This is a genomic window from Cryobacterium sp. TMS1-20-1, assembly GCF_004402355.1.
Classification (GTDB): domain Bacteria; phylum Actinomycetota; class Actinomycetes; order Actinomycetales; family Microbacteriaceae; genus Cryobacterium; species Cryobacterium levicorallinum.
On record NZ_SOGF01000070.1, the window covers coordinates 1 to 25,976 of the forward strand.

General features: G+C 65.4%; 24 protein-coding genes, 1 rRNA gene and 1 pseudogene. 21 read left to right on the forward strand and 5 right to left on the reverse strand.

From position 1 onward, the window contains the following. Window positions 1–94: ribosomal RNA gene (gene rrf, locus E3O45_RS16715) — 5S ribosomal RNA — on the forward strand; the annotation flags it as partial. A 115-nt stretch (window positions 95–209) separates the two neighbouring features. On the opposite strand, the gene E3O45_RS16720 is transcribed toward rrf, so the two are convergent. Genes E3O45_RS16720 through paaI form a run of 3 tightly spaced genes read right to left on the reverse strand, consistent with a single transcriptional unit; the run spans window position 210 to window position 2,616 of the window. Continuing rightward, window positions 210–809, reverse strand: coding sequence for a TetR/AcrR family transcriptional regulator (locus E3O45_RS16720; protein WP_134444640.1), 600 nt, complete (start codon window positions 807–809; stop codon window positions 210–212). Between the two features lie 41 nt (window positions 810–850). Further along, on the reverse strand, window positions 851–2,170 hold the full coding sequence (gene paaK, locus E3O45_RS16725; protein ID WP_134444642.1) for a phenylacetate--CoA ligase PaaK: 1,320 nt from the start codon (window positions 2,168–2,170) through the stop codon (window positions 851–853). 17 nt (window positions 2,171–2,187) lie between these two features. Further along, on the reverse strand, window positions 2,188–2,616 hold the full coding sequence (gene paaI, locus E3O45_RS16730) for a hydroxyphenylacetyl-CoA thioesterase PaaI (RefSeq protein WP_134444644.1): 429 nt from the start codon (window positions 2,614–2,616) through the stop codon (window positions 2,188–2,190). Window positions 2,617–2,799: 183 nt separating this feature from the next. Here paaI and paaA point away from each other — a divergent pair, with 183 nt between their 5' ends. From paaA to E3O45_RS16815, 17 genes are all read left to right on the forward strand, one after another. Beyond that, entirely contained in the window at window positions 2,800–3,789 is a 990-nt protein-coding gene (gene paaA / locus E3O45_RS16735; protein WP_174843108.1) for a 1,2-phenylacetyl-CoA epoxidase subunit PaaA, read from the forward strand. Continuing rightward, the gene (gene paaB / locus E3O45_RS16740) at window positions 3,786–4,091 is read left to right on the forward strand and encodes a 1,2-phenylacetyl-CoA epoxidase subunit PaaB (protein WP_092106867.1); all 306 of its coding nucleotides are present in this window, start codon (window positions 3,786–3,788) and stop codon (window positions 4,089–4,091) included. Before paaA ends, paaB begins: the two co-directional genes overlap by 4 nt. Beyond that, entirely contained in the window at window positions 4,088–4,936 is an 849-nt protein-coding gene (paaC, locus tag E3O45_RS16745) for a 1,2-phenylacetyl-CoA epoxidase subunit PaaC (RefSeq protein ID WP_134444648.1), read from the forward strand. The genes paaB and paaC overlap by 4 nt, the downstream gene beginning before the upstream one ends. A gap of 8 nt (window positions 4,937–4,944) precedes the next feature. Then, entirely contained in the window at window positions 4,945–5,490 is a 546-nt protein-coding gene (paaD, locus tag E3O45_RS16750) for a 1,2-phenylacetyl-CoA epoxidase subunit PaaD (RefSeq protein ID WP_134444672.1), read from the forward strand. Continuing rightward, the gene (paaE, locus tag E3O45_RS16755) at window positions 5,490–6,635 is read left to right on the forward strand and encodes a 1,2-phenylacetyl-CoA epoxidase subunit PaaE (RefSeq protein ID WP_134444650.1); all 1,146 of its coding nucleotides are present in this window, start codon (window positions 5,490–5,492) and stop codon (window positions 6,633–6,635) included. The genes paaD and paaE overlap by 1 nt, the downstream gene beginning before the upstream one ends. A 23-nt stretch (window positions 6,636–6,658) precedes the next feature. Further along, entirely contained in the window at window positions 6,659–7,432 is a 774-nt protein-coding gene (locus tag E3O45_RS16760) for an enoyl-CoA hydratase/isomerase family protein (protein WP_134444651.1), read from the forward strand. Between the two features lie 130 nt (window positions 7,433–7,562). Then, a complete protein-coding gene (locus tag E3O45_RS16765; RefSeq protein ID WP_134444653.1) occupies window positions 7,563–8,189 on the forward strand; it encodes a hypothetical protein in 627 nt (208 codons plus the stop codon). Between the two features lie 99 nt (window positions 8,190–8,288). After that, a complete protein-coding gene (locus tag E3O45_RS16770) occupies window positions 8,289–8,924 on the forward strand; it encodes a copper resistance CopC family protein (protein WP_166789548.1) in 636 nt (211 codons plus the stop codon). A 93-nt stretch (window positions 8,925–9,017) separates the two neighbouring features. Next, window positions 9,018–11,099 (forward strand): DNA helicase RecQ, encoded by a 2,082-nt coding sequence (gene recQ / locus E3O45_RS16775; protein WP_370450398.1) that lies wholly within the window; start codon window positions 9,018–9,020, stop codon window positions 11,097–11,099. Window positions 11,100–11,273: 174 nt separating this feature from the next. Next, on the forward strand, window positions 11,274–13,382 hold the full coding sequence (locus E3O45_RS16780) for an acyl-CoA dehydrogenase (protein WP_134444675.1): 2,109 nt from the start codon (window positions 11,274–11,276) through the stop codon (window positions 13,380–13,382). A gap of 148 nt (window positions 13,383–13,530) precedes the next feature. Further along, window positions 13,531–14,469, forward strand: coding sequence for an ABC transporter ATP-binding protein (locus E3O45_RS16785; protein ID WP_134444656.1), 939 nt, complete (start codon window positions 13,531–13,533; stop codon window positions 14,467–14,469). After that, complete coding sequence (locus tag E3O45_RS16790; protein ID WP_134444657.1) at window positions 14,466–15,320, forward strand: ABC transporter permease subunit; 855 nt, start codon at window positions 14,466–14,468, stop codon at window positions 15,318–15,320. Before E3O45_RS16785 ends, E3O45_RS16790 begins: the two co-directional genes overlap by 4 nt. Window positions 15,321–15,346: 26 nt before the next feature. Continuing rightward, entirely contained in the window at window positions 15,347–16,588 is a 1,242-nt protein-coding gene (locus E3O45_RS16795) for a sensor histidine kinase (protein WP_134444659.1), read from the forward strand. Further along, window positions 16,585–17,265: a response regulator transcription factor gene (locus E3O45_RS16800; protein ID WP_134444660.1), complete on the forward strand. Its 681-nt coding sequence runs from the start codon at window positions 16,585–16,587 to the stop codon at window positions 17,263–17,265. The genes E3O45_RS16795 and E3O45_RS16800 overlap by 4 nt, the downstream gene beginning before the upstream one ends. A 37-nt stretch (window positions 17,266–17,302) precedes the next feature. Further along, a complete protein-coding gene (gene pip, locus E3O45_RS16805) occupies window positions 17,303–18,259 on the forward strand; it encodes a prolyl aminopeptidase (protein WP_134444662.1) in 957 nt (318 codons plus the stop codon). Between the two features lie 49 nt (window positions 18,260–18,308). Continuing rightward, entirely contained in the window at window positions 18,309–19,313 is a 1,005-nt protein-coding gene (locus E3O45_RS16810; protein ID WP_134444664.1) for a glycosyltransferase family 2 protein, read from the forward strand. Beyond that, on the forward strand, window positions 19,306–20,385 hold the full coding sequence (locus E3O45_RS16815) for a glycosyltransferase (protein ID WP_134444665.1): 1,080 nt from the start codon (window positions 19,306–19,308) through the stop codon (window positions 20,383–20,385). Before E3O45_RS16810 ends, E3O45_RS16815 begins: the two co-directional genes overlap by 8 nt. A gap of 63 nt (window positions 20,386–20,448) precedes the next feature. Here E3O45_RS16815 and E3O45_RS16820 read toward each other — a convergent pair whose 3' ends face one another. Next, complete coding sequence (locus E3O45_RS16820) at window positions 20,449–21,726, reverse strand: oligosaccharide flippase family protein (protein ID WP_166789549.1); 1,278 nt, start codon at window positions 21,724–21,726, stop codon at window positions 20,449–20,451. 338 nt (window positions 21,727–22,064) lie between these two features. Between E3O45_RS16820 and E3O45_RS16825 the strand changes: the two genes are divergently transcribed. Beyond that, window positions 22,065–23,429: a hypothetical protein gene (locus E3O45_RS16825; RefSeq protein WP_134444669.1), complete on the forward strand. Its 1,365-nt coding sequence runs from the start codon at window positions 22,065–22,067 to the stop codon at window positions 23,427–23,429. Next, complete coding sequence (locus E3O45_RS16830; protein ID WP_134444670.1) at window positions 23,422–24,483, forward strand: acyltransferase family protein; 1,062 nt, start codon at window positions 23,422–23,424, stop codon at window positions 24,481–24,483. Before E3O45_RS16825 ends, E3O45_RS16830 begins: the two co-directional genes overlap by 8 nt. A 99-nt stretch (window positions 24,484–24,582) precedes the next feature. Here E3O45_RS16830 and E3O45_RS16835 read toward each other — a convergent pair whose 3' ends face one another. Then, complete coding sequence (locus tag E3O45_RS16835) at window positions 24,583–25,041, reverse strand: adenylyltransferase/cytidyltransferase family protein (protein ID WP_092451823.1); 459 nt, start codon at window positions 25,039–25,041, stop codon at window positions 24,583–24,585. A gap of 435 nt (window positions 25,042–25,476) precedes the next feature. Here E3O45_RS16835 and E3O45_RS16840 point away from each other — a divergent pair. Beyond that, a pseudogene (locus tag E3O45_RS16840) lies at window positions 25,477–25,976 on the forward strand (delta-60 repeat domain-containing protein); the annotation flags it as partial.

Genomic DNA, 25,976 nt, shown 5'->3' on the forward strand with positions numbered 1-25,976 from the left:
AACGCCCGGTCACATTCCGAACCCGGAAGCTAAGACTCTCAGCGCTGATGGTACTGCAGGGGGGACCCTGTGGGAGAGTAAGACACCGCCGGACTTAACTTAGAAACAAACAAAAAGGCCACCCGCAAGGGTGGCCTTTTTGCGTTAACCCACGACAACGAGAGAGAGAAGGCCACGCGCAGAAGTGCGTGGCCTTTGCTGTCTAATAGCTAGCGGCGGCGGAGGCCGTCCAGAGCTACGGCCAGGACGTCGTCGGCGAGCTGGGCGGCATCCTCTGGACCTTCGGGGCGGTACCATTCGGCGATGGAGTTGACCATGCCGAACAGTAGGCGCGTGACGATGCGGGGATCGATGTCGCTGCGTAGCGAACCCGCATCGCTGGCCTCGATGACCAGGGTCGAGACGGCGCGGTCGAAGGCCCGACGGCGCGTGAGAGCCAGCCGCTCGACCTCGGTATTACCGCGCACGCGGAGCAGTAATGTGACGTAGGGAAGCCGCGACGTGAGAACTTGAACGGCACCGCGCAGCACGTAGGCCAGGCGGTCGATAGCGCTTCCGGTCAGCGCTCCGGACTCAAGCAGGACGCCCTCGAGACCATTCAGTGCCTCGTCGAGGGCGAGCTGCAGCACTTCATCCTTGGAGGAGAAGTGGTGGTAAATGGCCGCTTTCGACAGGGCGAGGCGTGTCGCGAGCACTCCCATCGAGGTGGCGTCGTAACCGAATTCATTGAACGCGGTGACGGCGATCTCGAGGATGGCGCGCTGGTCGTAGCCGGGGCGCCCGCGTTTGGGGGTGTGTACGTCAGACATAAGTCTTGAGTCTCTCACGCAGGCGGTCCGGACACGACAAACTAGCGAAGGTCGTATACGCGTTTGTGCTTTCCGGTGCTGCGCTCCAGGGTTCCGGGTTCGACGATGAGTACATTGACGCTCGAGCCGATCCGGTCCTTGATCATGGCAATGAGGAGGGCGCGGGCAACCGTTGACTCTGTATCGGTGGAGTGCTCGTGCCGTTCAATACGCACGGTCAATTCGTCCATGCGGGAGGGCCGGGTCAGTTCCAGCACGAAATGCGGCGAGAGGTGCTCGATGCCGAGCACGATCTCTTCGATCTGGGTCGGAAACAGGTTGACCCCGCGCAGAATGATCATGTCGTCGTTGCGACCGGTGATCTTCTCCATCCGGCGCATCCCTGGTCGAGCGGTACCGGGAAGCAATCGAGTCAGATCTTTGGTGCGATAGCGAATGACCGGAAAGGCTTCCTTGGTCAGCGACGTGAACACGAGTTCACCCGTTTCACCGTCAGGCAGGCCCTGTCCGGTGTCACCATTGATGATTTCCGGCAGGAAGTGATCTTCCCAGAGATGTGGGCCGTCTTTGGACTCGATGCACTCATTGCCGACTCCCGGACCCATGACCTCACTCAGGCCGTAGATGTCGAGCGCGTCGAAGTCGAGGCGTTCCTCCAACTCGAGGCGCATCTGGTTGGTCCACGGCTCGGCCCCGAGCACGCCGGCCTTGAGACTGGAGCGCCGCGGGTCCAGGCCCGCTGCCACCATGGCGTCGGTGATCGTGAGGAGGTAGCTCGGCGTTGACAGAATCACATCGGGCTCGAAGTCGGTGATCATCTGCACCTGCTTGTTGGTCTGGCCGCCAGACATGGGGATGGCGCAGGCACCGAGTGCTTCGATGCCGGCGTGGGCGCCGAGGCCACCGGTGAACAGGCCGTAACCGTAGGCGTTGTGCACCTTCATGCCCGGACGCACACCGGAGGCGCGCAGGCTGCGGGCAACCAGACCAGACCACATGGCCAGATCGTTCTTGGTGTAGCCGACCACGGTCGGCAGGCCGGTAGTGCCCGACGAGGTGTGAATACGCGCGACCTGATCCATCGGAACCGCGAACATGCCGAAGGGATAGGAGACGCGCAGATCTTCCTTCGTCGTGAAGGGCAATAGCGACACGTCTTCGAGGGTGCGAATATCGTTGGGGTGTACTCCGACGGCATCAAATTTGCGCGTATATAGAGGTACGTTCGCGTACGCATGCCGCACGGTGTGCTGCAGGCGAATCAGCTGCAGCGCGCGAATCTCGTCGCGGTCCAGGCGTTCTGCTGCGTCGAGCTCCTCGAGTGCCGGTGCGTGCAGACGGGTCTTGGTCAGCGTTGACATGGTGCCTTCCGGAAGGGTTAGAGGTGGTTGCGGTCGGGGACAGGCAAGTTGGTGGTGCGGCTTCGGCCGCGAAACTCGGCGACGGTCACGTCGTTGTCGACCGTGACGCGCACGTCGTAGATGCCGCTTCTACCGCTCTTCACGCGCAGCAGCGCCGTCGCGGTGAGATTCTGACCACTGGTCGTGGGCTTCAGAAAGGTAATGTCGGCGCCGGCGGCGAGCGTCACGTGATGCGAGTCGTTGCAGGCGATGGCGAAGGCCGTGTCGGCGAGAGCGAAGACGAATCCGCCATGGGTCACATCGAACCCGTTGAGCATGTCGTCGCGAACGATCATGGAAACCACCGAGTGGCCCGGCTCGTTACGGTGCACGATCATGCCCATTGAAGCGGATGCCCGATCGCGCTGCATCATGGCCTGGCTGCCAGCGGATGCGGCTTGGGTCATTCGGATCTCCTCGTTGAGTTGCCGTACCGGTCGGGGGTTGCCCGGCCAATAATGAGACTATATACTAACTGAACGATCGGTTGGTAATAGATTGCCGATCGGTGCGCGAAATTGCCGACGTGCATTACCTTAGCGCCGCCAGTACTCCCCACGACCACCGCAGTCAACGCAGACCAGGAGCCGATGATGACAAGCACCATCACGCCCGATACGAGCGCACCCCTCGCACTCAGCGTCGAAGAACAACAGTTTAACGACTTGATCGAGGCCGACTCGCGCATTGAGCCACGGGACTGGATGCCCGAGGGCTACCGCAAGTCGCTCGTGCGCCAGATTTCGCAGCACGCGCACTCCGAGATCATCGGCATGCAGCCGGAGTCGAACTGGATCACTCGCGCCCCGAGCCTCAAGCGCAAGGCCATCCTGATGGCCAAGGTGCAAGACGAGGCCGGCCACGGCCTCTACCTCTACTCCGCCGCGCAGACCCTCGGCGCGACCCGCGACGACATGACGGATGCCCTCATCGCCGGCAAGGCCCGCTACTCGAGCATCTTCAACTACCCCACCCCGAGCTGGGCCGACATGGGCTCGATCGGCTGGCTCGTCGACGGCGCCGCCATCTGCAACCAGGTGCCGCTCTGCCGAGCCTCCTACGGTCCCTACGGACGCGCGATGGTGCGCATCTGCAAGGAAGAGTCTTTCCACCAGCGCCAGGGTTTCGAGATCCTGCTCGAGCTCATGCAGGGCACCGACGAGCAGCGCCAAATGGCCCAGGACTCGGTCAACCGCTGGTACTGGCCCGCGCTGATGATGTTCGGCCCGCCCGATGACGACTCGCCCAACTCAGCGCAGTCGATGGCCTGGAAGATCAAGCGCCACTCCAACGACGAGCTGCGTCAGCGCTTTGTGAACATGCTCGTTCCGCAGGCCGCCGTGCTCGGCGTCACCCTGCCAGACCCCGACCTGCACTTCAACGAAGAGACCCAGCAGTGGGATCTCGGCGTGATCGACTGGACCGAGTTCCACGAGGTGCTTGCCGGCCGCGGCCCGAACAACGCCCAGCGTCTGCAGCGTCGCCGCGACGCCCACGACGAGGGCCAATGGGTGCGCGAAGCAGCCGCGGCTTATGCACGTAAACAGTCCGCACGAACTGAAGAAATGGCAGCCTCATGACCACTCCCGGCGACTCAGCCGCAGAAATCTGGCCCCTCTGGGAGGTCTTCGTGCGCTCCAACCGTGGCCTCAGCCATGTGCACGTCGGCTCGCTGCACGCCCCCGACGAGACCCTCGCCGTGCGCAACGCCCGAGACCTGTACACCCGGCGTAGTGAGGGCGTCTCGGTCTGGGTCGTACCCGCGGCCGCCATCACCACGAGTGACCCTGACGCCAAGGGCGCCTTCTTCGAATCGCCCGCCGGCAAGAACTACCGCCACGCGAGCTACTACTCCAAGAGCGAGGGAGTGAAACACCTGTGAGTGACGACACTGCGAACAATGACAGCGCCGAAGCGGATGCTCATGGCCACGTCGCCGTCGAAATCACCACCCTCGACGCCGAGCTGATCGAGGGCCCGTCCGTCGCCACAGCCGACATCGCGGAATACGCACTGTGGCTCGGTGACGACTCACTCGTCCTGGCCCAGCAACTTGGCGCCTGGATCTCCCGCGCTCCCGAACTCGAAGAAGATGTCGCCCTCGGCAACGTCGCCCTCGACCTGATCGGGCACGCCCGGTCCCTGCTGCACTACGCCGGCACCGCCACGGACCGCAGCGAAGACGACCTCGCCTACTGGCGCACCGAGCCCGATTTTCGTTCGCTGCACATTGTCGAGCAGCCCAACGGTGACTTCGCCCACACGATCGCGCGCCAGTTCGTCGTGGCCCACTACCAGTTCGAGCTGTACAGCCGGCTGCGGGCATCCGCTGACCCAACCCTCGCAGCGATCGCCGCCAAGGCGGTGAAAGAGGTCGACTACCACCGCGACCACTCCACCCAGTGGGTGCTGCGCCTCGCGCAGGGCACCGACGAATCGCGCCGCCGCATGATCACCGCGATGAGTGACCTGTGGCCCTACGTCGAAGAGATCTTCCGCGACGACCCGATCATCGACCGCCTCGAGGGAATCGCGGTTCGCCCGTCGAGCCTGCGCCCCGCGTTCGACTCCGCCATCGCGCCGGTGCTCGCCGAAGCCGAACTCGACATTCCGGTGGGATTCGTCGCCTCTGGCGGTGGCCGCACCGGCAAGCACTCCGAACACCTCGCCTTTCTTCTCGCCGAAATGCAGGTACTCACCCGCGCCCACCCCGGAGCGTCCTGGTGACCACCCAGATGCACGAAGCTCTCGCCCGCCCGCGTCCCACCGACGCGGCCTCGCTGGCCGCCTGGACCATCGCCGCCCAGGTCGTCGACCCCGAGATTCCGGTGCTCACCATTGAAGACCTCGGCGTGCTGCGCGGGGTCAACGTCACCAGCGACGCCGACGGTACCCAGGCAGTCGCCGTCACCCTGACCCCGACCTATAGCGGATGCCCCGCGATGGACGCCATGCGCGACGACGTTCTCGCGGAGCTCACGAGCGCCGGGTACGAGAACGTCTCCGTTCGGCTGGTGCTCAGCCCGGCGTGGACCACCGACTGGATGAGCGAGATCGGCAAAGCCAAACTCCGCGAGTATGGCATCGCGTCTCCGACCGGACATGCGACCGTGCGCGCCTCAGGTCCGGCCGGCCCGATCCGCCTGAAAATGGCCGTGAAATGCCCGCGCTGTTCCTCGCTCAACACCCGCGAGCTCGCGCACTTCGGCTCCACCTCCTGTAAGTCCCTCTACGAATGCCGAGACTGCCTCGAGCCGTTCGACTACTTCAAGGTGCTCTAATGGCTGCAACACGTCTCGAATCCACGAACGAGGGCGCCACCACCCTGGCGCCGGTCAAGCACCGCGCGCGTTTCCACACCCTGACCGTGGCCGAAGTGCGCCCACTCACCGCCGACAGCGTCGAGGTCACCTTCACCGTTCCGCCCAAACTGCAGGGCGCGTTCGACTACCTGCCCGGCCAGCACCTCGCCCTACGGGCCACGATCGACGGTCAGGAGCTGCGCCGCAGCTATTCGATCTGCCGGCCCGAAACCGCCGGTGAAATCAGCGTTGCGATCAAGCGCGACCTCGGTGGCGCGTTCTCTACCTGGGCCAACAGCGAACTGCACCCCGGCGACGAAATCGACGTGATGAGCCCACAGGGCAGCTTCACCTCGACGCTGAAGGACCTCGACCACAAGCACGTCGTGGGCGTGGCCGCCGGCTCGGGAATCACCCCGCTCATGGCGCTCGCGCACACCGTGCTTGCCGCCTCAGACACCTCGATGTTCACCCTCGTCTACACCAACCGCACCGCGCTCGACGTGATGTTCCTCGACGAACTGGCCGAGCTCAAGGACCGCTACCCGGCCCGCCTCGCGCTCTACCACGTGCTCTCCCGCGAGCAGCGTTCGTCCACGTTGCTGTCCGGCCGCATCGACGAAGAGAAATTTCGGCGCATGCTCGACACCATTCTGCGCCCGGCCACGGTCGATGAGTGGTTTCTGTGCGGCCCCTTCGAACTCGTGCAGCTCTGCCGCGACACGCTGGAGAGCACGGGCGTCGAACGCTCCCACGTGCGCTTCGAACTGTTCAACACCGGTGAGCCCTCGGCAGCCAACGGTGATCGCGGCCGGCCGGTCATCATCGGCACCGGTGACAAGACGTTCCAGATCGAGTTCACCCTCGACGGCCAGAGCAACACGGTGACGACGCCGGTCAATGCGAACGAGAGCATCCTGAACGCAGCCCTCCGGGTGCGGCCCGACGTGCCGTTCGCCTGCGCTGGCGGAGTCTGTGGCACCTGCCGCGCCAAACTGGTCAGCGGCGACGTCACCATGACCGAGAACTACGCGCTCGAGCCCGAAGAGCTCGCCCGCGGCTACGTGCTGACCTGTCAGTCGCACCCGACCACCGACACCGTCGTTGTCGACTACGACGTCTAACCGATACCAAGAAAGCGGATGCCGTGATCGAGCTCTCAATAGCCAACGACGTCGCCCACGTGGTGCTGAGCGCGCCCGACAAGCTCAACGCCCTCGATGAGGCAGCGATCGTCGAACTCGACGCGGCCTACCAAACGGCCGAGCGGGCCGGCGTGCGCGCCTTGGTGCTGAGCGGCGAGGGACGGGCCTTCTGCGCCGGCCGGGATATTTCTGCGGTCGATCCGCGCACCGACGATGTGCTCGGCTACCTCGGTGATCTCGTCACGCCGCTGCTTCAGCGGATGAGCCGGTTTCCGGCACCGACCTTCGCGGCCGCCCACGGCGCCTGCCTCGGCGTTGGACTCGGCCTGCTCATCGCCACCGATGTGGTCTACGTCGCCGACACTGCCAAGATCGGCTCGCCGTTCGCAAACCTCGGCGCCACCCTCGACTCCGGCGGGCACGCGCTGTTCGTAGAACGCCTCGGCGCTCACCGCACCCTCGACCTGATCTACAGCGGCCGGCTCATGTCGGGGGCTGAGGCCGTCGCGGGCGGCCTGTTCAGCCAGGTCTTTCCGGCCGCGGAGCTGACCGAGGTGACGATGCAGGCGGCCGCTCGCGCGGCATCCGGTGCAACGCAGGCCTTTCTCGCGAGCAAAGCGCTCGTGCAGTCCCTGCGAGACGAACGCCTCGGACTCTGGCAGAGCATGAGCGACGAAACCGCCGCCCAGGCCGCGCTGTGCGCCACCGGCGACTACCGCGAGGGCTTCGCCGCGTTCCAGGAGAAGCGCAAGCCCGCATTCACCGGCCGCGCCTGACCTGTCCCCAGCTGGGATTGCGGCCAATTCGGGCGGGATCTCTTCGCTTGGATCGTGGTCCAGGGACTCGAGTGCATCGCCTCTCTCCAAGGACGGTCGGCTACTGTGGAGGAGACCGGAGAGGGACCAAATGCACACACGCTGGGCCCGCTTCGCGCGCGGCTGGATCGTCGCCGCGTTCTCAACCTTTGTCGCGGCCCTGTCGCACACCCTGGGTGGCGGTTCGGCGCCGAGCTTCCTGGCCGTCGTCGTATCGCTCGCCTTCGCCGGAATGGTCTGCGTTGTGCTCGCCGGTCGCACTCTGTCGTTCTGGCGCGGTGCCGTGTCGGTGCTGGTCAGCCAGATCATCTTTCACGGACTGTTTTCGCTTGGGGCAACCGGAGGCATGCTCGGAGCTGACGCCATCGCCGCCGCGGCCACCCATCAGCACGCTGCACTGCCCGGTCTGATCGACCCGATGGTCATGGGCGCGACCGCCCACGTCCCACACGACGGCGCGGCCATGTGGCTCGCCCACTTTGGGGCCGCGATCGTCACGATTCTGGCGCTGCGTTTCGCCGAACGCGCGTTCTGGAGTCTCGTCGAAAACGTTCGCCTCGGCATCCGCACGCTGTTCGTGCCCGCCCAACTGGCCGTGCCGATGGCGGCCCCGCAGCGCATTGGGAACGTCGCGCCGGTGCTCACCCCGCGCGATCTGGTTCTGGTGCTGTCGGCGATGCGCCATCGTGGCCCGCCGGTTTTCGCTCTCGCAGCCTAAACCGCAACCAGACCATTTAGCCCACCGCACCGAATGAGTAGCAGAGGCATTGCCCTGCACTGTTCGAGTAGCGCGGGCACCCCACGTTTAAGGACAATCATGAAGGTCACGACCTCTAAATCTGCTGCCACGACCGCTCGCACTCTGTTCGCGGCCGCCGTTATCGCCCTGGCTCTCGGCTGGGGCACGGCCCCGGCGTCGGCCCACAACGATGAGATTGGTTCCTCACCAGAGGGCGACTCGGTCGTGACCGAGCAGCCCGGTGAATTCTCGGTCACCACGAGCGATCTGCTCCTCGATCTCGGCGGAACCGGCGCGGGCAGCGCCATGGTCGTGACCGGCCCGGCCGACGCACCGCTCTTCTATGGCGACGGGTGCGGTACTGTCTCCGGTGCCACAGTCGAAACGACAGCGCAGCTCGGCGCTGCCGGGCAGTACACGGTGATCTGGCAGACGGTTTCCGTCGACGGCCACCCTATCTCCGACGAGTACACCTTCGACTGGCAGCCGACCGCCGACCAGGTGCTCGCCGACGGGGCCGCCACGGCTCCAACCTGCGGCACGAAAGCGGATGCCGTCACGACGGATGCCGCGACCTCGCCCCCCGCAGACCTCGGCTCGACTGATGCTGCTGGCGACAGCACCCCTGCCTGGATCGGGGGGATCCTCGGCGCTGTGGTCCTGGCCGGAGCAGCAGCCCTACTTCTTCTCCTCCGCCGCAAGCGCAGCCGCTAGCTTTCGCCCGCCCGCCCTCCCCGCACTTCAATCTCTCGCGGGGGGTGTTGGCGCGCGGGGCAACGTGTCAGGGGCCCCGGGTACAGTAGGCAGGTGAGTTGGAACGCTGAGCTGCCCGGGAACCCCGACGACGTCGAAGCACCCCGCGACGTTGCTGTACCGAGTGAATTCGACGGCCCGAGTGATTTCGACGCGCCCGACGACTACGACGCACCGCCTCCCGAGGCGGACCGGCAGTTCGGCGACCAGCAGTTCCAGCGGCAGCCGGCCTACTCGGGTGCAGCATCCGCTTTGAATCAAGCCAACGGCCCCGCAGCCCGCGCCGCTGTACCTGTGCGCGCCGCGACCCGCAAATTCAAGACCGCGGCCGAAGCCCTGCACACCGTGTTTGGCTACGACACGTTCCGCGGCGACCAGGCCGAAATCATCGCGCAGGTCGTCGACGGCAAGGACGCCGTCGTGCTCATGCCAACCGGCGGTGGCAAGAGCCTGTGCTACCAAATTCCCGCGCTCGTGCGTGCTGGCACCGGCATCGTCGTCTCGCCGCTGATCGCCCTGATGCAGGACCAGGTCGATGCCCTCACCGCTGTCGGTGTGCGCGCCGAATTCCTCAACTCCAGCCAGGATTCCGCCACCCGCAGCCAGGTCGAACGCGACTACCTCAACGGCGACCTCGACCTGCTCTACGTCGCCCCCGAGCGCCTCTCCAACGAGGCCACCAAGCGTCTGCTCGACCGTGGAACCATCGCCCTGTTCGCCATCGACGAAGCCCACTGCGTGTCGCAGTGGGGCCACGATTTTCGGCCGGACTACCTGGCGCTCAGCGAACTCGCCGACCGCTGGCCCGACGTTCCGCGCATCGCCCTCACCGCCACCGCGACGGATGCCACCCATCAGGAGATCACCACCCGCCTGCAGATGGGCGATGCGAAGCACTTCGTGGCAAGCTTCGACCGTCCCAATATTCAGTACCGCATCGTCGGCAAGTCCGAGGTGCGCAAGCAACTGCTGTCCTTCCTGAAGACCGAGCACCCCGGTGACGCCGGAATCGTCTACGCGCTCAGCCGCAAAACCGTCGACCAGACGGCAGAGTTTTTGCGTCAGAACGGTGTGAACGCCCTGCCCTATCACGCCGGGCTCGATGCCGGCCTGCGCGCCCGCACTCAGTCCCGGTTCCTCCGCGAGGAGGGCGTCGTCATCGTCGCCACGATCGCGTTCGGCATGGGAATCGATAAGCCGGACGTGCGCTTCGTCGCCCACATCGACCTGCCCAAATCGGTCGAGGGCTACTACCAGGAGACCGGTCGCGCCGGTCGCGACGGCGCACCGGCCACGGCCTGGCTCGCCTACGGCCTGCAAGACGTGGTGCAGCAGCGCCGTATGATCGACGAGTCGCCCGGCGATCTCAGCCATCGGCGCAAACTGTCCGCCCATCTCGACGCCATGCTTGCCCTGTGCGAAACCGTGCACTGCCGCCGCGTCAATCTGCTGCGCTACTTCGGCCAGACCAGTGAACCTTGTGGCAACTGCGACACGTGCCTCGAGCCACCGGAGGCCTGGGACGGCACCATCCCCGCCCAGAAACTGCTCTCCACCATCGTGCGCCTGCACCGCGAACGCAACCAGAAGTTCGGCGCCGGCCACCTCATCGACATCCTCCGTGGCAAGGAAACCCCTCGAGCGACCCAGTATCGGCACACCGAACTGAGTACCTGGGGCCTGGGCGCCGACCTCAGCGACCAGGCCTGGCGCGGCGTCGTGCGCCAGATGCTCGCCCAGGGTCTGCTCGCCACGTCCGGCGAGTACGGCACCCTCATTCTGACGGATGCCGCCGCCGACGTTCTCGGCGGCCGTCGCGACGTGCAGTTGCGGCGCGAACCCGACCGCCCCGCGCGCTCAAGCGCGGCCCGCCGCCCGAGCGCCGCCAAGGTGGCTGCCGCCGACCTCAGCCGCATGCAGGAGACCCTGTTCGAAGCGCTGCGGGTTTGGCGCTCGGCGGAGTCGAAGGAGCAGGGCGTGCCCGCCTACATCGTGTTCGGCGACGCCACCCTGATCGCCGTCGCCGCCGCCGGCCCCACCACCCTTGCCGGGCTCGACGGCATCACCGGCATCGGTGCCAAGAAGCTCGAAGCCTACGGCGAGGCCCTGCTCGAGGTCGTCGCCGCCTCCGCCTGACCACCTTGCTTGTGGGGGATCACAGTCCACGCAGCTTGCAGTTGTACTGATCCTACAAAATGGATGCCGTAGACGGCATATATCGTTGTGGCCCCCGCACCGCGCATTTCGCGCCCGCACCATGTGGTTCTAACGTGGCGATCACCACTTTCGTGCGATCAGTTAGGACCAATGATGGTAGACACGGCCCAGCGCTCCAACATCCGATCGGCGACGATCGACCCCAGCCTCGAGGTCGGCGTCGATACCGGCCCCATCAAATCCATCGGCGACGAGGCCGCCCCCGTGGTCAACGTCGAACAACTCGGACGACAACTGCTCGGCACCTGGGCCGACGTGCGGCTGAAGGCACGCGAGGTGACCGCCCGCCCCGACATGCAGCGCATTGAAGGCCTCTCGATGGCCGACCACCGCCTGCGCGTGCTCGAACAGCTCAAGGTGCTCGCCGCCAACGGCCACGTGCTGCGCGCCTTTCCCAAGCACCTTGGCGGGCAGGACGACCACGGTGGAAACATCGCCGGCTTCGAAGAACTCGTCATCGCCGACCCGAGCCTGCAGATCAAGGGCGGAGTGCAGTGGGGGCTGTTCGGCGCTGCCGTGCTGCACCTCGGCACCAAGCCGCACCACGACAAGTACCTCCCCGGCATCATGGACCTCAGTGTTCCCGGTGCGTTTGCCATGACGGAGATCGGGCACGGCTCCGACGTCGCGAGCATCGGCACCACCGCAACCTTCGACGCGGCCACCGGCGAGTTCGTCATCAACACCCCGTTTCGCGCCGCCTGGAAGGACTACCTCGGCAACGCCGCGAAGGACGGCATCGCGGCCGTGCTGTTCGCCCAGCTCATCACCCAGGGCGTCAATCACGGCGTGCACGCCTTCTATCTGCCCATTCGCGACGAGCACGGTGACTTTCTGCCCGGCGTCGGCGGCGAAGACGACGGCCTCAAGGGCGGACTCAACGGCATCGACAACGGTCGACTGCACTTCGACAACGTGCGTATCCCGCGCGAAAATCTGCTCAACCGGTACGGCGACGTTGCAGAAGACGGCGCCTACTCCAGCCCGATTGGAAGCCCCGGCCGCCGCTTCTTCACCATGCTGGGAACGCTGGTGCAGGGTCGCGTGTCGCTCGACGGGGCCGCCACCGCGGCATCCGCTTTGGCGCTGACCATCGCGATCACCTATGGGAGCCAGCGTCGTCAGTTCACCGCCGGCAGCGATACCGATGAAGAGGTCATCCTCGACTACCAGCGGCACCAGCGCCGGTTGTTTCCGCGCCTCGCCACGACCTACGCGCAGACCTTCGCGCACGATGAGTTCCTGGTGAAGTTCGACGAGGTGTTCAGCGGCAAGGCCGACACCGACGACGACCGGCAGGACCTTGAAACCCTCGCCGCGGCGCTCAAGCCGCTCTCAACCTGGCACGCGCTCGACACCCTGCAGGAAGCCCGCGAGGCTTGCGGCGGTGCCGGCTTCCTGGCCGAGAACCGCCTGGTCGGGCTGCGCGCCGACCTGGACATCTTCGCAACCTTCGAGGGCGACAACAACGTGCTGCTGCAGCTCGTCGCCAAGCGTCTACTCACCGATTACAGTCGCAAATTCGCCACAGCGGATGCCGGCGCTCTCGCCCGCTACGTCGTGCAGCACGCCGCCGGTCGCGCCTACCACGGCACCGGACTACGCACCCTCGCGCAGGCCGTAGCCGACCGGGGGTCGACGGCTCGTTCCGTCGGCGCCCTCCGGGACGCCGACGTGCAGCGCGAGCTGCTCACCGACCGGGTCGAGAGCATGATCGCCGAGGTGGCCGGAAAGCTGCGCGGCGCCACCAAGCTGCCCAAGAAGCAGGCGGCCGACCTGTTCAACGCGCACCAGAACGAGCTCATCGAAGCTGCCCGTGCCCACGGCGAACTGCTGCAGTGGGAATCGTTCACCCGTGCCCTCGAGCACACCGACGACGCCGGCACCAAGCAGGTACTCACCTGGCTGCGTGACCTGTTCGGCCTCGGCCTGATCGAGAAGAACCTGGCCTGGTACCTCATCCACGGCCGGCTCTCCGCCCAGCGCGCCCAGGCCGTCACCGCCTACATCGATCGGCTGATCGCCCGCATTCGCCCGCACGCCCAGGACCTCGTCGACGCGTTCGGCTACTCGCAGGACCACCTCCGAGCCACGATCGCGAGCGGTGCCGAACGTGAGCGCCAGAATGAAGCCCGCGACTACTACGCCGCCCAGCGTGCCTCCGGAACCGCGCCAACCCCCGAAAAGCCGGTCAAGAAATAGCCGGGCCCCGTCGTACCCAGGTACGACGGGGATGGTGCACAACCATCCCCATGGTTGATGCGCCACAGAGGTCACAAACCATACCGTTTGGTATGGGGGCTTCAGCGCACGAAAACGGGGCCTCACCCATCAACGGAATGAGGCAGGCATGATCCAGGCACAGTCCCTGACCAAGCGCTACGGAAGCAAGACCGCGGTCGACGCGGTCGACTTCACGGTGCAGCCGGGCAAGGTCACCGGCTTTCTCGGGCCGAACGGCGCCGGCAAGTCCACCACCATGCGCATGATCGTCGGTCTGGACAAGCCGAGCGCAGGCTCCGTCATCGTTAACGGCAAGCCGTACCACGAACACAAGGCGCCGCTGCGCGAAGTGGGTGTGCTGCTCGACGCCAAGGCCGTGCACACGGGACGCAGCGCCTACAACCACCTGCGCGCCATGGCCGCCACCCACAACATCCCCACCAGCCGAGTACACGAGGTCATCAACCTCACCGGCCTCGAATCCGTCGCCCGCAAACGCGTCGGCGGCTTCTCCCTCGGCATGGGCCAGCGCCTCGGCATCGCCGCCGCGCTGCTCGGCGACCCGGCCACCCTCATTCTCGACGAGCCGGTCAACGGCCTCGACCCCGAGGGCGTGCAGTGGGTGCGCAAGCTCACCAAGCAGCTCGCCGCCGAGGGCCGCACCGTGCTGCTCTCCTCCCACCTCATGAGTGAGATGGCCCTCACCGCCGACCACATCATCGTGCTCGGTCGAGGCCGGGTGATAGCGGATGCCTCGGTCGCCGACATTATCGCCTCGGCCGCGCAGAACACGGTTCGCGTGCGCACTCCGCACACCGCAGCTCTGGCCACTCTGCTCGCCCAGCCGGATGTGACCATCACCAACATCGAGCAGGACGTGCTCGAGATCACGGGACTTTCTGTCAACGAGATCGGCGACCGCGCCGCCGCCGCCCAGATCTCCCTGCACGAACTCTCGGCGGTGAGCGCCTCGCTCGAGGACGCCTACATGAAACTCACCCAGAACGAGGTGGAGTATCGCACCGGTGATGCGTCCTCTCACACCGAAGCGGAGGTTGCCCGATGAGCACCCTGACCAACCCCGTCCAGCCGTCCGCAGCCCGCACCTCCTTCGTGCCGACCGGATCCGGGCTCAGCATCACCGGCCTGCTCCGCTCCGAATCGATCAAGCTGTGGAGCCTGCGCTCCACCTACTGGACGCTCTCGCTCGTTGTCGTGGTCTCGCTCGGCATCGCCGTGCTGATGTCGTTCGCCATGTCGGCGTCAACGGCCGGATTCGATCCGACCACCGGTGCCCCCATGGCCGTGGAGAGTGCGCAAATGTTCGTGCTCGTCTCCACGACCGGTCTCGGACTTGGCCAGCTGATTGTCGCCGTCCTCGGCGTACTCTCGATCAGCGGCGAATACTCCAGCGGCATGATCAAGTCGACGCTGACCGCGGTGCCCAATCGTCTGCCCGCACTCTGGGCCAAGGTCGTCGTGCTGTTCGGGTTCACCTTCCTGGTCGGCCTGATCAGCGTGGTCGGATCGTTCCTCGTGGCCATGCCCATCCTGGGCGCCAAGGACCTGAGTGCGAGCCTGTTCGACACCGAGGTGTTTTTGCCGCTGCTCGGTAACGCGCTGTTCCTCGCGATCATCGCCGTGTTCGCCCTCGGCATCGGCACGATTCTGCGCAGCAGCGCCGGCGGCATTGCCACGGTGCTCGGAATCACCCTGCTCCTGCCGACGGTATTGGCCGTGCTGTCGATGTTCGTTGAGTGGATCGCCGACATCGTGCCCTACCTCTTCACCGTGGCCGGTGCGACGATGATCACCCCGAACGCCATGGAATCCTGGCAGGGCTTCCTGATCGTGCTCGCCTGGGTGGTCGTGAGCCTCGGCGTTGCCGCGCTGCTGCTCAAGCGCCGGGACGCCTGAGGCGCCACGACCCGTAGAGTCGATAGATGAGCACCACCACCTCTACCCCCGGGCGCACTCTGGCGCCGGGGGGAGACCTGCGCCTGCCCACCCCGCCCGGAATCGTGCGGCGGTTCTGGACCAGGCATCCCCATCTGGCCGACGGCCTCGTTGCGGCGATCTACGTCGTTCCGATGGTGCTCACCCTGGTGCTCAATCTGCTCGACGATGACCCGGCTCCGCTCCCGGACGCGTTGCTCAATGCCGGCCTCATGCTGCTGCTGGCCGTCGCACTGGTCTTTCGCCGACGGATGCCGCGGCTCGTCCTGGCCCTGACCTGGATCGGCCTGCTCACCTTCGCCGACTACGGCGAAGTGCACCTCATCGCCCAGCTCCTGGCGCTCTACGCGGTCGCGGTGTATTCGGACGTGCGCAGCGCGTGGACCGGTTTCAGCGCATCCGTTCTGCTGGCCGGACTGGCCGCCTGGCTCACCGATAATCCCGACGGAGTTCCCTGGATTCCGGTCGCGGTCCAGGTGGCGATCATGCTGCTCGCCGCGACCCTGGTCGGCGTCAATATGGGCAATAGCAAGCGCTACGTCTCGTCGCTTCTGGACCTGGCCGCGCAGCTGACCCGCGAACGCGACCAGCAGGCGCAGCTCTCCCGCATCTCCGAGCGCGCCCGAATCGCCGGCGAAATGCACGATGTGGTCGCCCACAGCCTCTCGGTCATGGTGGCGCTCGCCGACGGTGCCCACGCCATCGCTCCCAAAGACGTGGAGCGATCCCGCGCGGCGATGCTCGACGTCGCGGCCACTGGGCGCCGGTCCATGTCCGAGATGCGCCGGCTGCTCGGGGTGCTCGAGGTGGACACCGACCCGGCCCCGCGTGCTCCGCAGCCGGGCATCGACGAGCTGGCCGACCTCGTGGAATCGTTTCGGTCGACCGGGCTTCCCGTTGTTCTGGAACGCAGCGGGCGTGAGCCGAGCAATGCAAGCGTGCAGCTGACGATTTTTCGGATCATCCAGGAGTCGCTGACCAACGTGCTGCGCTATGCGAACACTCCGACCCGGGTGGTCGTGCGCCTGCAATCGTCGCCCGGTGCCGCCCAGGTCACGATCAGCGACAATGGGCGGCATGCGGCAGTGGCAAGCGTTCGCGGTTTCGGGCGCGGCTTGATCGGAATGCAGGAACGCGTGGCGATCTATGGCGGAACCTTTGAGGCAGCGCCGGGACTCCGCGACGGCTGGCGCGTACACGCGACCCTGAACTTTGAGGACGAACAATGACTCCCCGTTCCGCACCGATCAGTATCCTGCTGGTCGATGACCAGGCCCTGTTGCGCGTGGGTTTTCGCATGGTGCTGGAGGCCGAAGACGACTTCACCGTCGTCGGCGAAGCGAGCGACGGCGCGCAGGCGATCGCCCTCGCAGCCAGGCTGAATCCCGACGTGGTCCTGATGGACGTGCGCATGTCCGGCGTCGACGGCATCGAGGCGACCCGGCAGATCATGGCCGCCCAGCCGGAGACCCGCATCATCATCCTCACCACCTTCGACCTCGACGAGTACGCCTTCGGTGGTCTGCGCGCCGGTGCTAGCGGGTTCCTGCTGAAAAACGCCGAACCCGGGGAGCTGATCGCCGCGATCCGCACGGTGGTCTCGGGTGAGGCATCCGTTTCACCACGGGTGACCCGGCGCCTGCTCGACCTGTTCGGCACCAAATTGCCGCAGCCCGAGACGGGAGGGGCCTCCAATGCCATGGCGCTCGCGGCGCTCACCGACCGTGAAACCGAGGTTTTTCTGGCCATCGCCGAGGGGCTCTCCAACACCGAATTGGCCGAACGCTTCTTTCTCTCCGAATCGACGGTAAAAACCCACGTCGGGCGAATCCTGCACAAGCTCGGGCTGCGCGACCGGGTGCAGGCGGTCATTCTGGCCTACGAGGTGGGACTCGTCGGCAGCTGATCCGGGGCCGCGCACACGAGGGGCATAGGCTCGAAGCATGCGAACCTTCTACCCCGAGCTTGAACCCTACGAAACCGGCATGCTCGATGTCGGTGACAACCAGGCCATCTACTGGGAAGCCTCGGGCAACCCCGACGGCAAGCCCGCGGTGTATCTGCACGGCGGCCCGGGTGGCGCGTCCGGCCCAGACCAGCGCCGGGTATTCGATCCGGCGAAGTACCGCATCATTCTGTTCGACCAGCGTGGCTGCGGTCTCAGCACGCCGCACGCGAGCGAGCCCGACGTTGACCTGAGCGTGAACACCACCTGGACTCTCGTCGCCGACTTGGAAAAACTGCGCGAGCACCTCGGCATCGACCGCTGGCTGGTCTGCGGCGGATCCTGGGGCAGCACCTTCGCGCTCGCCTACGCCGAGACCCACCCCGCCCAGGTCACCGAACTCGTCGTGCGCGGTATCTTCACCCTTCGCCCGGTCGAACTCGACTGGTTCTACGAGGGCGGCGCCGCGGCAATCTACCCCGACCTGTGGGAATCCTTTCTCGCGCCGGTCCCCGAAAACGAACGCGGCCACCTGATCGAGGCCTACGGTCGGCTGCTGCACGACCCGGACCAGTTCGTGCGCGAACGCGCCGGCGTGGCCTGGGCCACCTGGGAATCCTCCACGATCACCCTGCTGCAGGAGCCAGACAAGATCGCGCACTTCTCCGACCCAGCCTTCGCTGTGGCCTTTGCCCGCATCGAGAACCACTTCTTCGCCAATAGGGGCTGGTTCACGCCGAACCAGCTGATCGACAACGCCTCCCGGCTCGCCGAGATCCCCGGTGTCATCGTGCAGGGCCGCTACGACATGTGCACGCCGGCCTTCACCGCCTGGGACCTGCACAAGAACTGGCCGGAGGCGGAATTCAAGCTGATCCCCGACGCCGGCCATGCCTTCGACCAGCCCGGCATCCTGGACGCCATTATCGAGGCCACCGACCGCTTCGCCAGCTAGCACTGAGCAATGGTCAGCTTAACGCCGGTCGATCTGCCAGAATGACCGCATGACGTATCCGAATTTCCCCTCTCTCGCTGTCGTCGTGGTGAATTTCGGGTCGTCTCTGCTGCTCAAACAGAACCTGCAACCGATGTCCCGATCGGCGCCGAGCGTGCAGATCGTTGTGGTCGACAACTTCACCGACGCGGCCGAACAGGCCAGAATGGCGGTGCTCGCCGCTCAAGAGGGCTGGCAGCTCGTGCTGTCGCCGACCAACGTCGGTTTCGGCGGCGGCATGAATCTCGGCGTCGCCCGGGCGCAGCACAACGGGCGAACGCACTTTCTCCTCTTGAACCCTGATGCCGCTATCGCCGCCGACCAGCTCGTGCGTCTGCTTGACGTGAGCACCGCGCATCCGCTCACCCTCGTCTCGCCTCGCATTCTGCGGCCCGATGGGAGAGTGTGGTTCGACGGTAGCGATCTGTACCTCGATGACGGTCGGGTGCGGGCGACCCGCAGACGCCGGGACTTTGTGAGCGCCCGAGTTACCCCCTGGCTGAGCGGCGCCTGCCTGCTGATCAGCGAAGAGCTTTGGCGTCGAGTGGGCGGGTTCAGCGACGACTATTTTCTGTACTGGGAAGATGTCGAATTCTCTCACCGGGTCCTGCAAGTTGGTGGGGCGGTCACGGTCTGCGCCGACGCGAACGCGACCCACGATCCGGGCGGCACCCAGAGTGGCGTCCACGAGCGCGCTGGCCAGGCTAAGTCCTACTCCTACTATTACTACAACGTGCGCAACCGCCTCGTCTACGCGGCACGCAACATGGCGCCAGGCGACCGCCGCCGCTGGCGCCGCCACAGCCTGGAAGCGGCCTGGGAAGTAGTCACCCGCGGCGGTCGCCGCCAGTTACTGACCTCACTACTGCCACTCCTGGCTGCGGCTCGAGGACTCCGCGACGGCCTCGCCTACCGCCCGGCTCCCGACCAGGCGACCATGACACGAAAATCCCGAAGCTCCGCTGTTACGGGGCCAGCTCGGCGAGCCAGGAAGCGTCAGCTCAGTCGTGGCTAGCAGCCGCATCCAGACCGACCGGGCGCGACTGTATCGCACGCTTCGTAGTGCCCACCTCGAACGCGCGCACGCGCTACCGCCGGCCGCCATTTTGTTTCGCATTAAACGGTATGACTTTCACGAGGAACTCACCGAGGGCCTCGTCGTCCTGCAGGCTCGTCCGGTGCACGCGGCGTGGTTGCTGCTGCGTTCCCGGGTCACGACGCTCGAAATCAGTGAACCGCTCATGCTTTCGAGTGCGTGGGGGAGCGCCCTCTCGATCAGTGCGCTCCGCCTTCGGGCGCTCCTGGGCGGGCGCCGAGCGACCATTGTGAGCTACGCCTTGGAAAACGCCAGCCCGTTCGAGCGCAAGCTCGGCCTGAAAGCACGACTTCGCCGCGCCAGCACCGGTATCGCTGCCCGATTTGTCTGGCGGCAGACCGATCGCGTCGCCTTTGGAACGGATGCTGCCCGCGTGACCTACCGCAAGGCGCTGCCCGCACCCACCCGAGGCACTGACCTGGCCGTTATTCCGGCGTTGCCAGCCCCGTGTGTCTGCGCCGCAGGCTCTGGCCTCGACCCCGATCGCGTGGTCTTTCTGGGTGCATTCGTCGACCGCAAGGGACTTCCCGACATTCTCGCGGCGTGGCCGCGAGTGAGCGCGCTGGTTCCCCATGCGCGTCTCACCATCATGGGAAAGGGCGCGCTGGAGGATCGAGCCCGACAGGCCGCAGCGGAGGACCCGACTATTGAGCTGATCATCGACCCGCCACGCAGCGAGATTCACCGGCAATTACGGCGGGCCAGTGTGCTCGCCCTACCCAGCCAACCGACCGCCACCTGGCGGGAGCAGGTGGGTCTGCCGATTGTCGAGGGCCTCGCGCACGACTGTTCGATCGTCACGACGGCCGAAACCGGGCTGGCTACCTGGCTTGCCGATCACGGTCACGACGTCGTCGCACCGGGATGTTCGCCGCAGCAGCTCGCGGATGCCGTGGTGCACGCGCTGCAAGCCCCGCATTCCAGCGCTGACGACCTGCCAACCGTCGATGGCCGCCTCGCCGCTGATGCCTGGTTATTCAGCGGGGCGTAGAACGCCGGTGAATTTCGCCGGATCGGGTCCTGAATAGGCCGGCCAGATCGAAGCGGATACCGGTCAGCGCGTCTTGCGCCGCAGTATCCGCTTACCGTAGCGGCCGATGGTGGCGATGTCTGAACGACGCAGACCGTAGAACTGCAGCATTCCGATTCCAAACACCCGCGACAGGAACAGCAGGTTGAGGTTGCTCGTGATGATGTTGCCCGCGAGCGTCGTGAGCGCCGCTCCCATCGCCCCCAGCAGCGGAGCGAGGATGATGAGCATCACAATGTTGATGACACACGAAATGGTCAGTGCGATGCTGCGCAGCCCGGGACGGCCGCGCGCGCTCAGCCCGGCGCCAGCAATGGAACCCGGCGTGAGCAGCACAACCGCTACGAGGAGTACTGCGGCAATCGGAATCGATTCACGAAAGCCTTCCCCGAACAGAAACGGCAGCCACCACAGCATGGACACGCCGAGCACCAGCGCTGCCAGTGCCGAGAGCGCCGTCGAGATGCGGGCAGACGAACTGAGACGTTCATCCTCAGACTTGGCCGCTTCGTTGACGAACGAGACATCGCGCACCGCGTGGTGAATGATCAACGGCAACTCGCTGATGCTCACCGCCACGACGTAGAGTCCGAGCTGGTAGGTACCGGCGAGCGGCGTCAGCAGTACCTGATCGAGACGCGTCAGGAGCACGCCCGACAGCGAACCGACCCACATTCTGCTGCCGTAGCTGAGGAGCCCGCACATGCGTGCTTCGGGCGGAACCTCGTGCGCGCGCGGGTCGAGGCTGCGCATGCGCCCGATGTAGACAAAGGCGCCGACCACGGGCATGGCAGCGACCGTGATGGTGGCCACGAGCGGGGTGAGCGTTCCTGTCAGCCAGAACGGGATGAGGACCGCGAGTCGCAGAACCGACGAGATAATGCGTTCCATGGATACGAGCCGCCAGCTGCTCGTGGCCGAGGCAACGCCGCGGAGTATCCCCACGAGAAGGTTCGGCACAATGGCCAGACTGGCGAACACGATCAATAGCTGAACGCTCGGGTCGCCACCACTCAACAAAGGTGGTGAAAAGACGATGGCGGCGGTCGCGAATAGTCCGGCGATGCCCAGAATAAGCATGCCCCGACCTGCTGCGTTTCGCGCCAACGCTGGCTTTTTCGCGATAATCCACGTGACGGCTTCGGGAATGCCAAACGTGGCTATCGTGACGACCAGTGCCAATGGTGCCGTCGCCGCTGCCACCGCACCACGCCCGTCAACCCCCAGGGCCTGCGCCAGGATGGGGCCGGAGAACAGTGCGACGAGCGGGGGAAACGCGTTGCCCAGCAATGCGACCGTCATATTACGCGAAACTGTGCCGGTCCGATTGGGCAGTAGATCGGGCTTGCGTTTCGTTGGAGCTGCGGGTGAGGCGTCCTCGGGCAAGGCGGTAGCTCCCATTGGCTCAGGGCGTGGATCAAGCTGAAAACGCCACTGTACACGCAGCCTGTCAGCAGGGTGCGACCCCCGATCGGGGGGAATCGCAATGGATATTCACCCGACTCGGCCTTGATCCCGTGCCCTCATGGTCCTACTGTTATGCCGAGGCGGTCGCGCGGCAGGAACAATACCCGAATTGTTTCGGGCGCGGCCCGGTGCGGGGCCGAACGACCTACATGCGCAAGTCGACACAACAGACCGTGACAAAACAGCGCGCGAGCGCACGCCAGACGCGCGAGCAGCCCGTGCCGCTCGCCGTGAATTCCGGCCGTGATCGGGCGCCCTCGACCGAGGCGGTGGTGCCGCGTTCGACCAAAATCCTTGCTGTCATCGTGCTGGTCCTGATCGGTCTGCGACTCGACCTTCCGCTCGGCATCACCGTCGGCTACCTGGCGGCCGCAGCGCTGATTCCGCTCTGGCTGCCTACGCTGGGCCGCTATCGGGGCGCGCTCACCCTCGTGCTGATCGGCTTCGTCGCCGTCGGCTCAGGCATCTGGCTGTCCGTACTCGCCGAACCCACCCACGTCATCGCGATGAGTGAACTGGCCGGCAACTCCATCGGGCTGGTTGGCCTGTTGTGCTCCTTCGGCTTTGTGCTTTGGACTCGCAGCGTACTGCCCGACTCGTGGGTGGCCCTGTGGTTTGGGCTCGGCCTGCTCGGGAGCGTAACCACCGACAACGCCCGGTTCTTCGACAATCCCTGGCGCTTCGGATTCTCCTTTGCCCTGACAGTGGTGATCCTCGCCATCGCGCACATTCTTGATCGTCGCTGGTTCGACCTGCTCGCTGTGCTCGGGCTGACAATCTTGTCAATGGTCACCGATGCGCGCTCGTCCTTCGCGATCCTGCTTCTGGCCCTCATTCTCGTGGCTTGGCAGATGCGCCCGACCAGTCGGTTTCGTTACCTGCGCATCAGATCGGGTGCTGGGGTTGTCGTCGCCCTCGGTGTGCTCGCCGTCGTCGTGTACAACCTGGGGCAGGCGGCCATCGTCGCGGGGCTGTTCGGCGAGGCGACGCGGGCCCGCACCATCGACCAGCTCAACACTGCCGGGTCGCTCATTCTGGGCGGGCGACCGGAACTGGCCGCGACGGCGTCCCTGATGGCACACCAGCCATACGGGTTCGGGGCCGGCACGCTGCTGAATCCGACCGATCTGCTCGCGGCGAAGACGGGAATGGCATCGATCAGCTACGACCCCGACAATGGGTACGTCGAAAACTACATGTTCGGCGGCAATATCGAACTGCACTCGGTGCTCGGCGACCTCTGGGCACGGTTCGGCATTCCCGGCGTCCTGCTGGCCGTCGTCATTCTTTTTCTGGTTTTGCGCGGGGTCGGAGCCGCGGTTGCCGCGAACCGGGCCAGTGGAATTCTGCTGTTTCTGGTCGTGAACACCGTGTGGGTGTTCTTCTTCGGCCCGCTGTACACCGCGGCGCGACTGCTCATCCTGGTGCTCGCGCTGACTTTGATTCCCAAGGGTCCCGAGCTGCCGAACCCCGTCCGTCGCCGGGTGGCAGCACTGTTCCCCTTCGGCAAGTCTCTCAAGACCGTGCCCCGTGGCTGACGCCGCCTCGTTCGTCATTCGCGGCACGCTACGCGAAGCCTGGATCGACGTGGCAAAGGGCATCGCGATCACCCTCGTTGTGCTCTATCACTCGGTCATGTATCTCGACCGGGTCGGTCTGGCCGGCGACCTGGCGCCGCTCAACCCGCTGTTCGACACCTTCCGTATGCCCCTGTTTTTCTTCATGTCCGGACTCCTCGCGGCCCAGGCCATTCGCTTGCCCTTTTGGCAGCTGTTTCGTAAGCGGATGTCCCTGCTGCTGTATCTCTACACGGCCTGGGTCGCCGCCCAGACCCTGTTCCTGCTGGCCCTGCCGCCGATCGGCCCCGACGGGCCCTTTGCCAGCTGGTCCGACATGGTTACCCTCTTCATCCGGCCGAATATAAATCTCTGGTTCATCTACGCCTTGCCCATCTTTCTCACCGTGGCCTGGCTGACTCGGCGCTGGCATCCGCTCATTTCCGTGTCCGTAACGGGAGCGCTCGCCGTGCTGTTCGGCTCGCAGGTTCTGCACACGGGTACGCCGTGGGACAAGATGGGCCGTTACCTCGTCTTCTTCCTGGCGGCGATCTGGCTGGGCCCGCGCGTGCGACGCCTGATTCCGCGGGTGCGGTGGTGGCACATGGCCGTGCTCTGTGGCTTGTATGCCGGCGTTGTGCTCCTCATGGTGAAACTGTCATTGACGCGGGTACCGTTCGTGCTCTTCGCCGTGAGCGTGCTGGCAGTGCTGGTGGGCATCAGCGTGGCCGTCGTGCTGTCGCGCGCACCGATGTTTGATTTCATGCGGGTGCTGGGTAGTCGCACGTTGCCCATCTATCTGGTGCATACCTTTCCTATGGCGGCGCTCGCGGCGATCGTCATGGCCGGCGGCGTGACGTTACCGACGGATGCCGCAACGGCGGTTCCGCTGCTGCTGTGCGGCGCGGCAATCGTGCTGGCTCTGGCCGTCTACCGCAGATTTGCGGCCGTGCCGGGAGTGTTTACCGTGCCCATTGCCTCTTGGGCAGCGCAGCCGCGCAAGGCCGTGCGGGAGCAAACCGAAGCATCCGCTTGATTGTGCCCGATGTTTGCGGCAGTTACGGGAACAACACGAAAAGAACGGGTTTTTCGGCCGAGAAACCCGTTCTTTGGTGCATTGGCTGCTCGCCTACGGTTAGGGGGTGCTCGTGCGTGGTTGCCGAAGACCGGCCGCATCGGGGCGCGTGAGAGCGTCGAGCGCCCGACGCAAGATCGTGCTGGAGGTATTGACCGTGTAGGGGAAGTACACGACCTCAACGCCGACAGCAGCGAATTCGTTCTCGAGGTGTACCCCGCGGGGGGTGCCTCGCCAGTCGTCGCCCTTGAAGAACACGTCAAAGCGGAGGTCGCGCCACGTGTCGAGCTTGTCCTCGACGACTTCGGCGACGGCCTCGTCCACGAAGGAGATGTGTCGAACAATCTCCAGACGTTCCACTAGCGGCACGACGGGGGTGATGCCCTTGGTGAGTTGGAGCATCTCGTCGGACACAACGCCGGCGATCAGGAAGTCACACTGGCTCTTGGCGTGCTTGAGAATATTGAGATGTCCAACGTGGAAAAGGTCAAACCCGCCAGCCGCGTAGCCGATGTGCAGCCCGCTCTGCCGGGCAGCAAGGAGTCCGGGGGACCCGTCACCGGCGGGCTTCAGCGGGTTCGCGCGGTGAGGTTTCGTTTCTGGAGGAATCGCTGTGGTCGGGTGCGGGGTGGTCGGGTGCTTGGGGGTCACAGAAGGCTCAGATTTCTCTCAGGCTGCAGCGCGAGCTTCAACAGGATTCGGGTAGGAGAGGCAGTGAGGAATCCTAACCTTTATCCTTCAGCCTGACTAGGGGTGAGAAATGAACGGTTGCCGGTCCGCCGGCGCACGCCCCGACGGACCAACGACGGTCGGGCCTGCAGTTTTTCGCGGCATGAGCCCAAAATTTGTGAAGTCAAGTATAATTCCGGCACCGCGGGGCCGCCCGAAGGCCGCCGTCCGAGTTGAAATTGAGGTTTTCTTATGGCGCGGAGCGTTCGGTCTCCGATAGTGGCAATGATCGCGACAGCAGCTTTGGCGGCGACGATTTTTTTTGGTACCGGCAGCGCGCAAGCGGACACGGCACCGCCAAATTCTTCCACCCCCAAAACTGTCGCGGCCGATGCGTTGCCGACCGCCCAAATCAACGGGGTGGTGTGGACCCAGACGATCGTCGGAAACACCGTTTACGTCGGTGGCCAGTTCACTCGCGCACGCCCCGCTGGAGCTTCGGCCGGAACGAGCGAGGTGACGCGCAACAATCTCATGGCGTACAACCTGTCGACTGGTGTCATGACGTCATTCAACCCCAACCTCAATGGCGCGGTGCGGGCGATTACCGCCTCGCCAGACGGATCTCGCATCTACGTGGGTGGAGCCTTCACGACCGTCGGGTCCGTGACGCGAACTCGGTTGGCGTCCTTCAGCACGGCCACCGGGGCGCTCGATTCCAGCTGGAAACCCACGGCGAACAACACCGTCAGAGCGCTTGGCGCGTTTGGGAGCACCGTCTTCGC

Bases quoted from the DNA above. Each gene is read 5' to 3' on its own strand.
- paaE (WP_134444650.1), top strand. From the start codon at position 5,490: ATGGCTGCAACACGTCTCGAATCCACGAACGAGGGCGCCACCACCCTG.
- paaA (WP_174843108.1), top strand. From the start codon at position 2,800: ATGATGACAAGCACCATCACGCCCGATACGAGCGCACCCCTCGCACTC.
- paaD (WP_134444672.1), top strand. From the start codon at position 4,945: ATGCACGAAGCTCTCGCCCGCCCGCGTCCCACCGACGCGGCCTCGCTG.
- E3O45_RS16765 (WP_134444653.1), top strand. From the start codon at position 7,563: ATGCACACACGCTGGGCCCGCTTCGCGCGCGGCTGGATCGTCGCCGCG.
- E3O45_RS16800 (WP_134444660.1), top strand. From the start codon at position 16,585: ATGACTCCCCGTTCCGCACCGATCAGTATCCTGCTGGTCGATGACCAG.
- paaB (WP_092106867.1), top strand. From the start codon at position 3,786: ATGACCACTCCCGGCGACTCAGCCGCAGAAATCTGGCCCCTCTGGGAG.
- paaI (WP_134444644.1), bottom strand. From the start codon at position 2,616: ATGACCCAAGCCGCATCCGCTGGCAGCCAGGCCATGATGCAGCGCGAT.
- E3O45_RS16820 (WP_166789549.1), bottom strand. From the start codon at position 21,726: ATGACGGTCGCATTGCTGGGCAACGCGTTTCCCCCGCTCGTCGCACTG.
- E3O45_RS16720 (WP_134444640.1), bottom strand. From the start codon at position 809: ATGTCTGACGTACACACCCCCAAACGCGGGCGCCCCGGCTACGACCAG.
- E3O45_RS16795 (WP_134444659.1), top strand. From the start codon at position 15,347: ATGAGCACCACCACCTCTACCCCCGGGCGCACTCTGGCGCCGGGGGGA.
- E3O45_RS16790 (WP_134444657.1), top strand. From the start codon at position 14,466: ATGAGCACCCTGACCAACCCCGTCCAGCCGTCCGCAGCCCGCACCTCC.
- pip (WP_134444662.1), top strand. From the start codon at position 17,303: ATGCGAACCTTCTACCCCGAGCTTGAACCCTACGAAACCGGCATGCTC.
- E3O45_RS16785 (WP_134444656.1), top strand. From the start codon at position 13,531: ATGATCCAGGCACAGTCCCTGACCAAGCGCTACGGAAGCAAGACCGCG.
- E3O45_RS16780 (WP_134444675.1), top strand. From the start codon at position 11,274: ATGGTAGACACGGCCCAGCGCTCCAACATCCGATCGGCGACGATCGAC.
- paaK (WP_134444642.1), bottom strand. From the start codon at position 2,170: ATGTCAACGCTGACCAAGACCCGTCTGCACGCACCGGCACTCGAGGAG.
- E3O45_RS16810 (WP_134444664.1), top strand. From the start codon at position 18,309: ATGACGTATCCGAATTTCCCCTCTCTCGCTGTCGTCGTGGTGAATTTC.
- E3O45_RS16770 (WP_166789548.1), top strand. From the start codon at position 8,289: ATGAAGGTCACGACCTCTAAATCTGCTGCCACGACCGCTCGCACTCTG.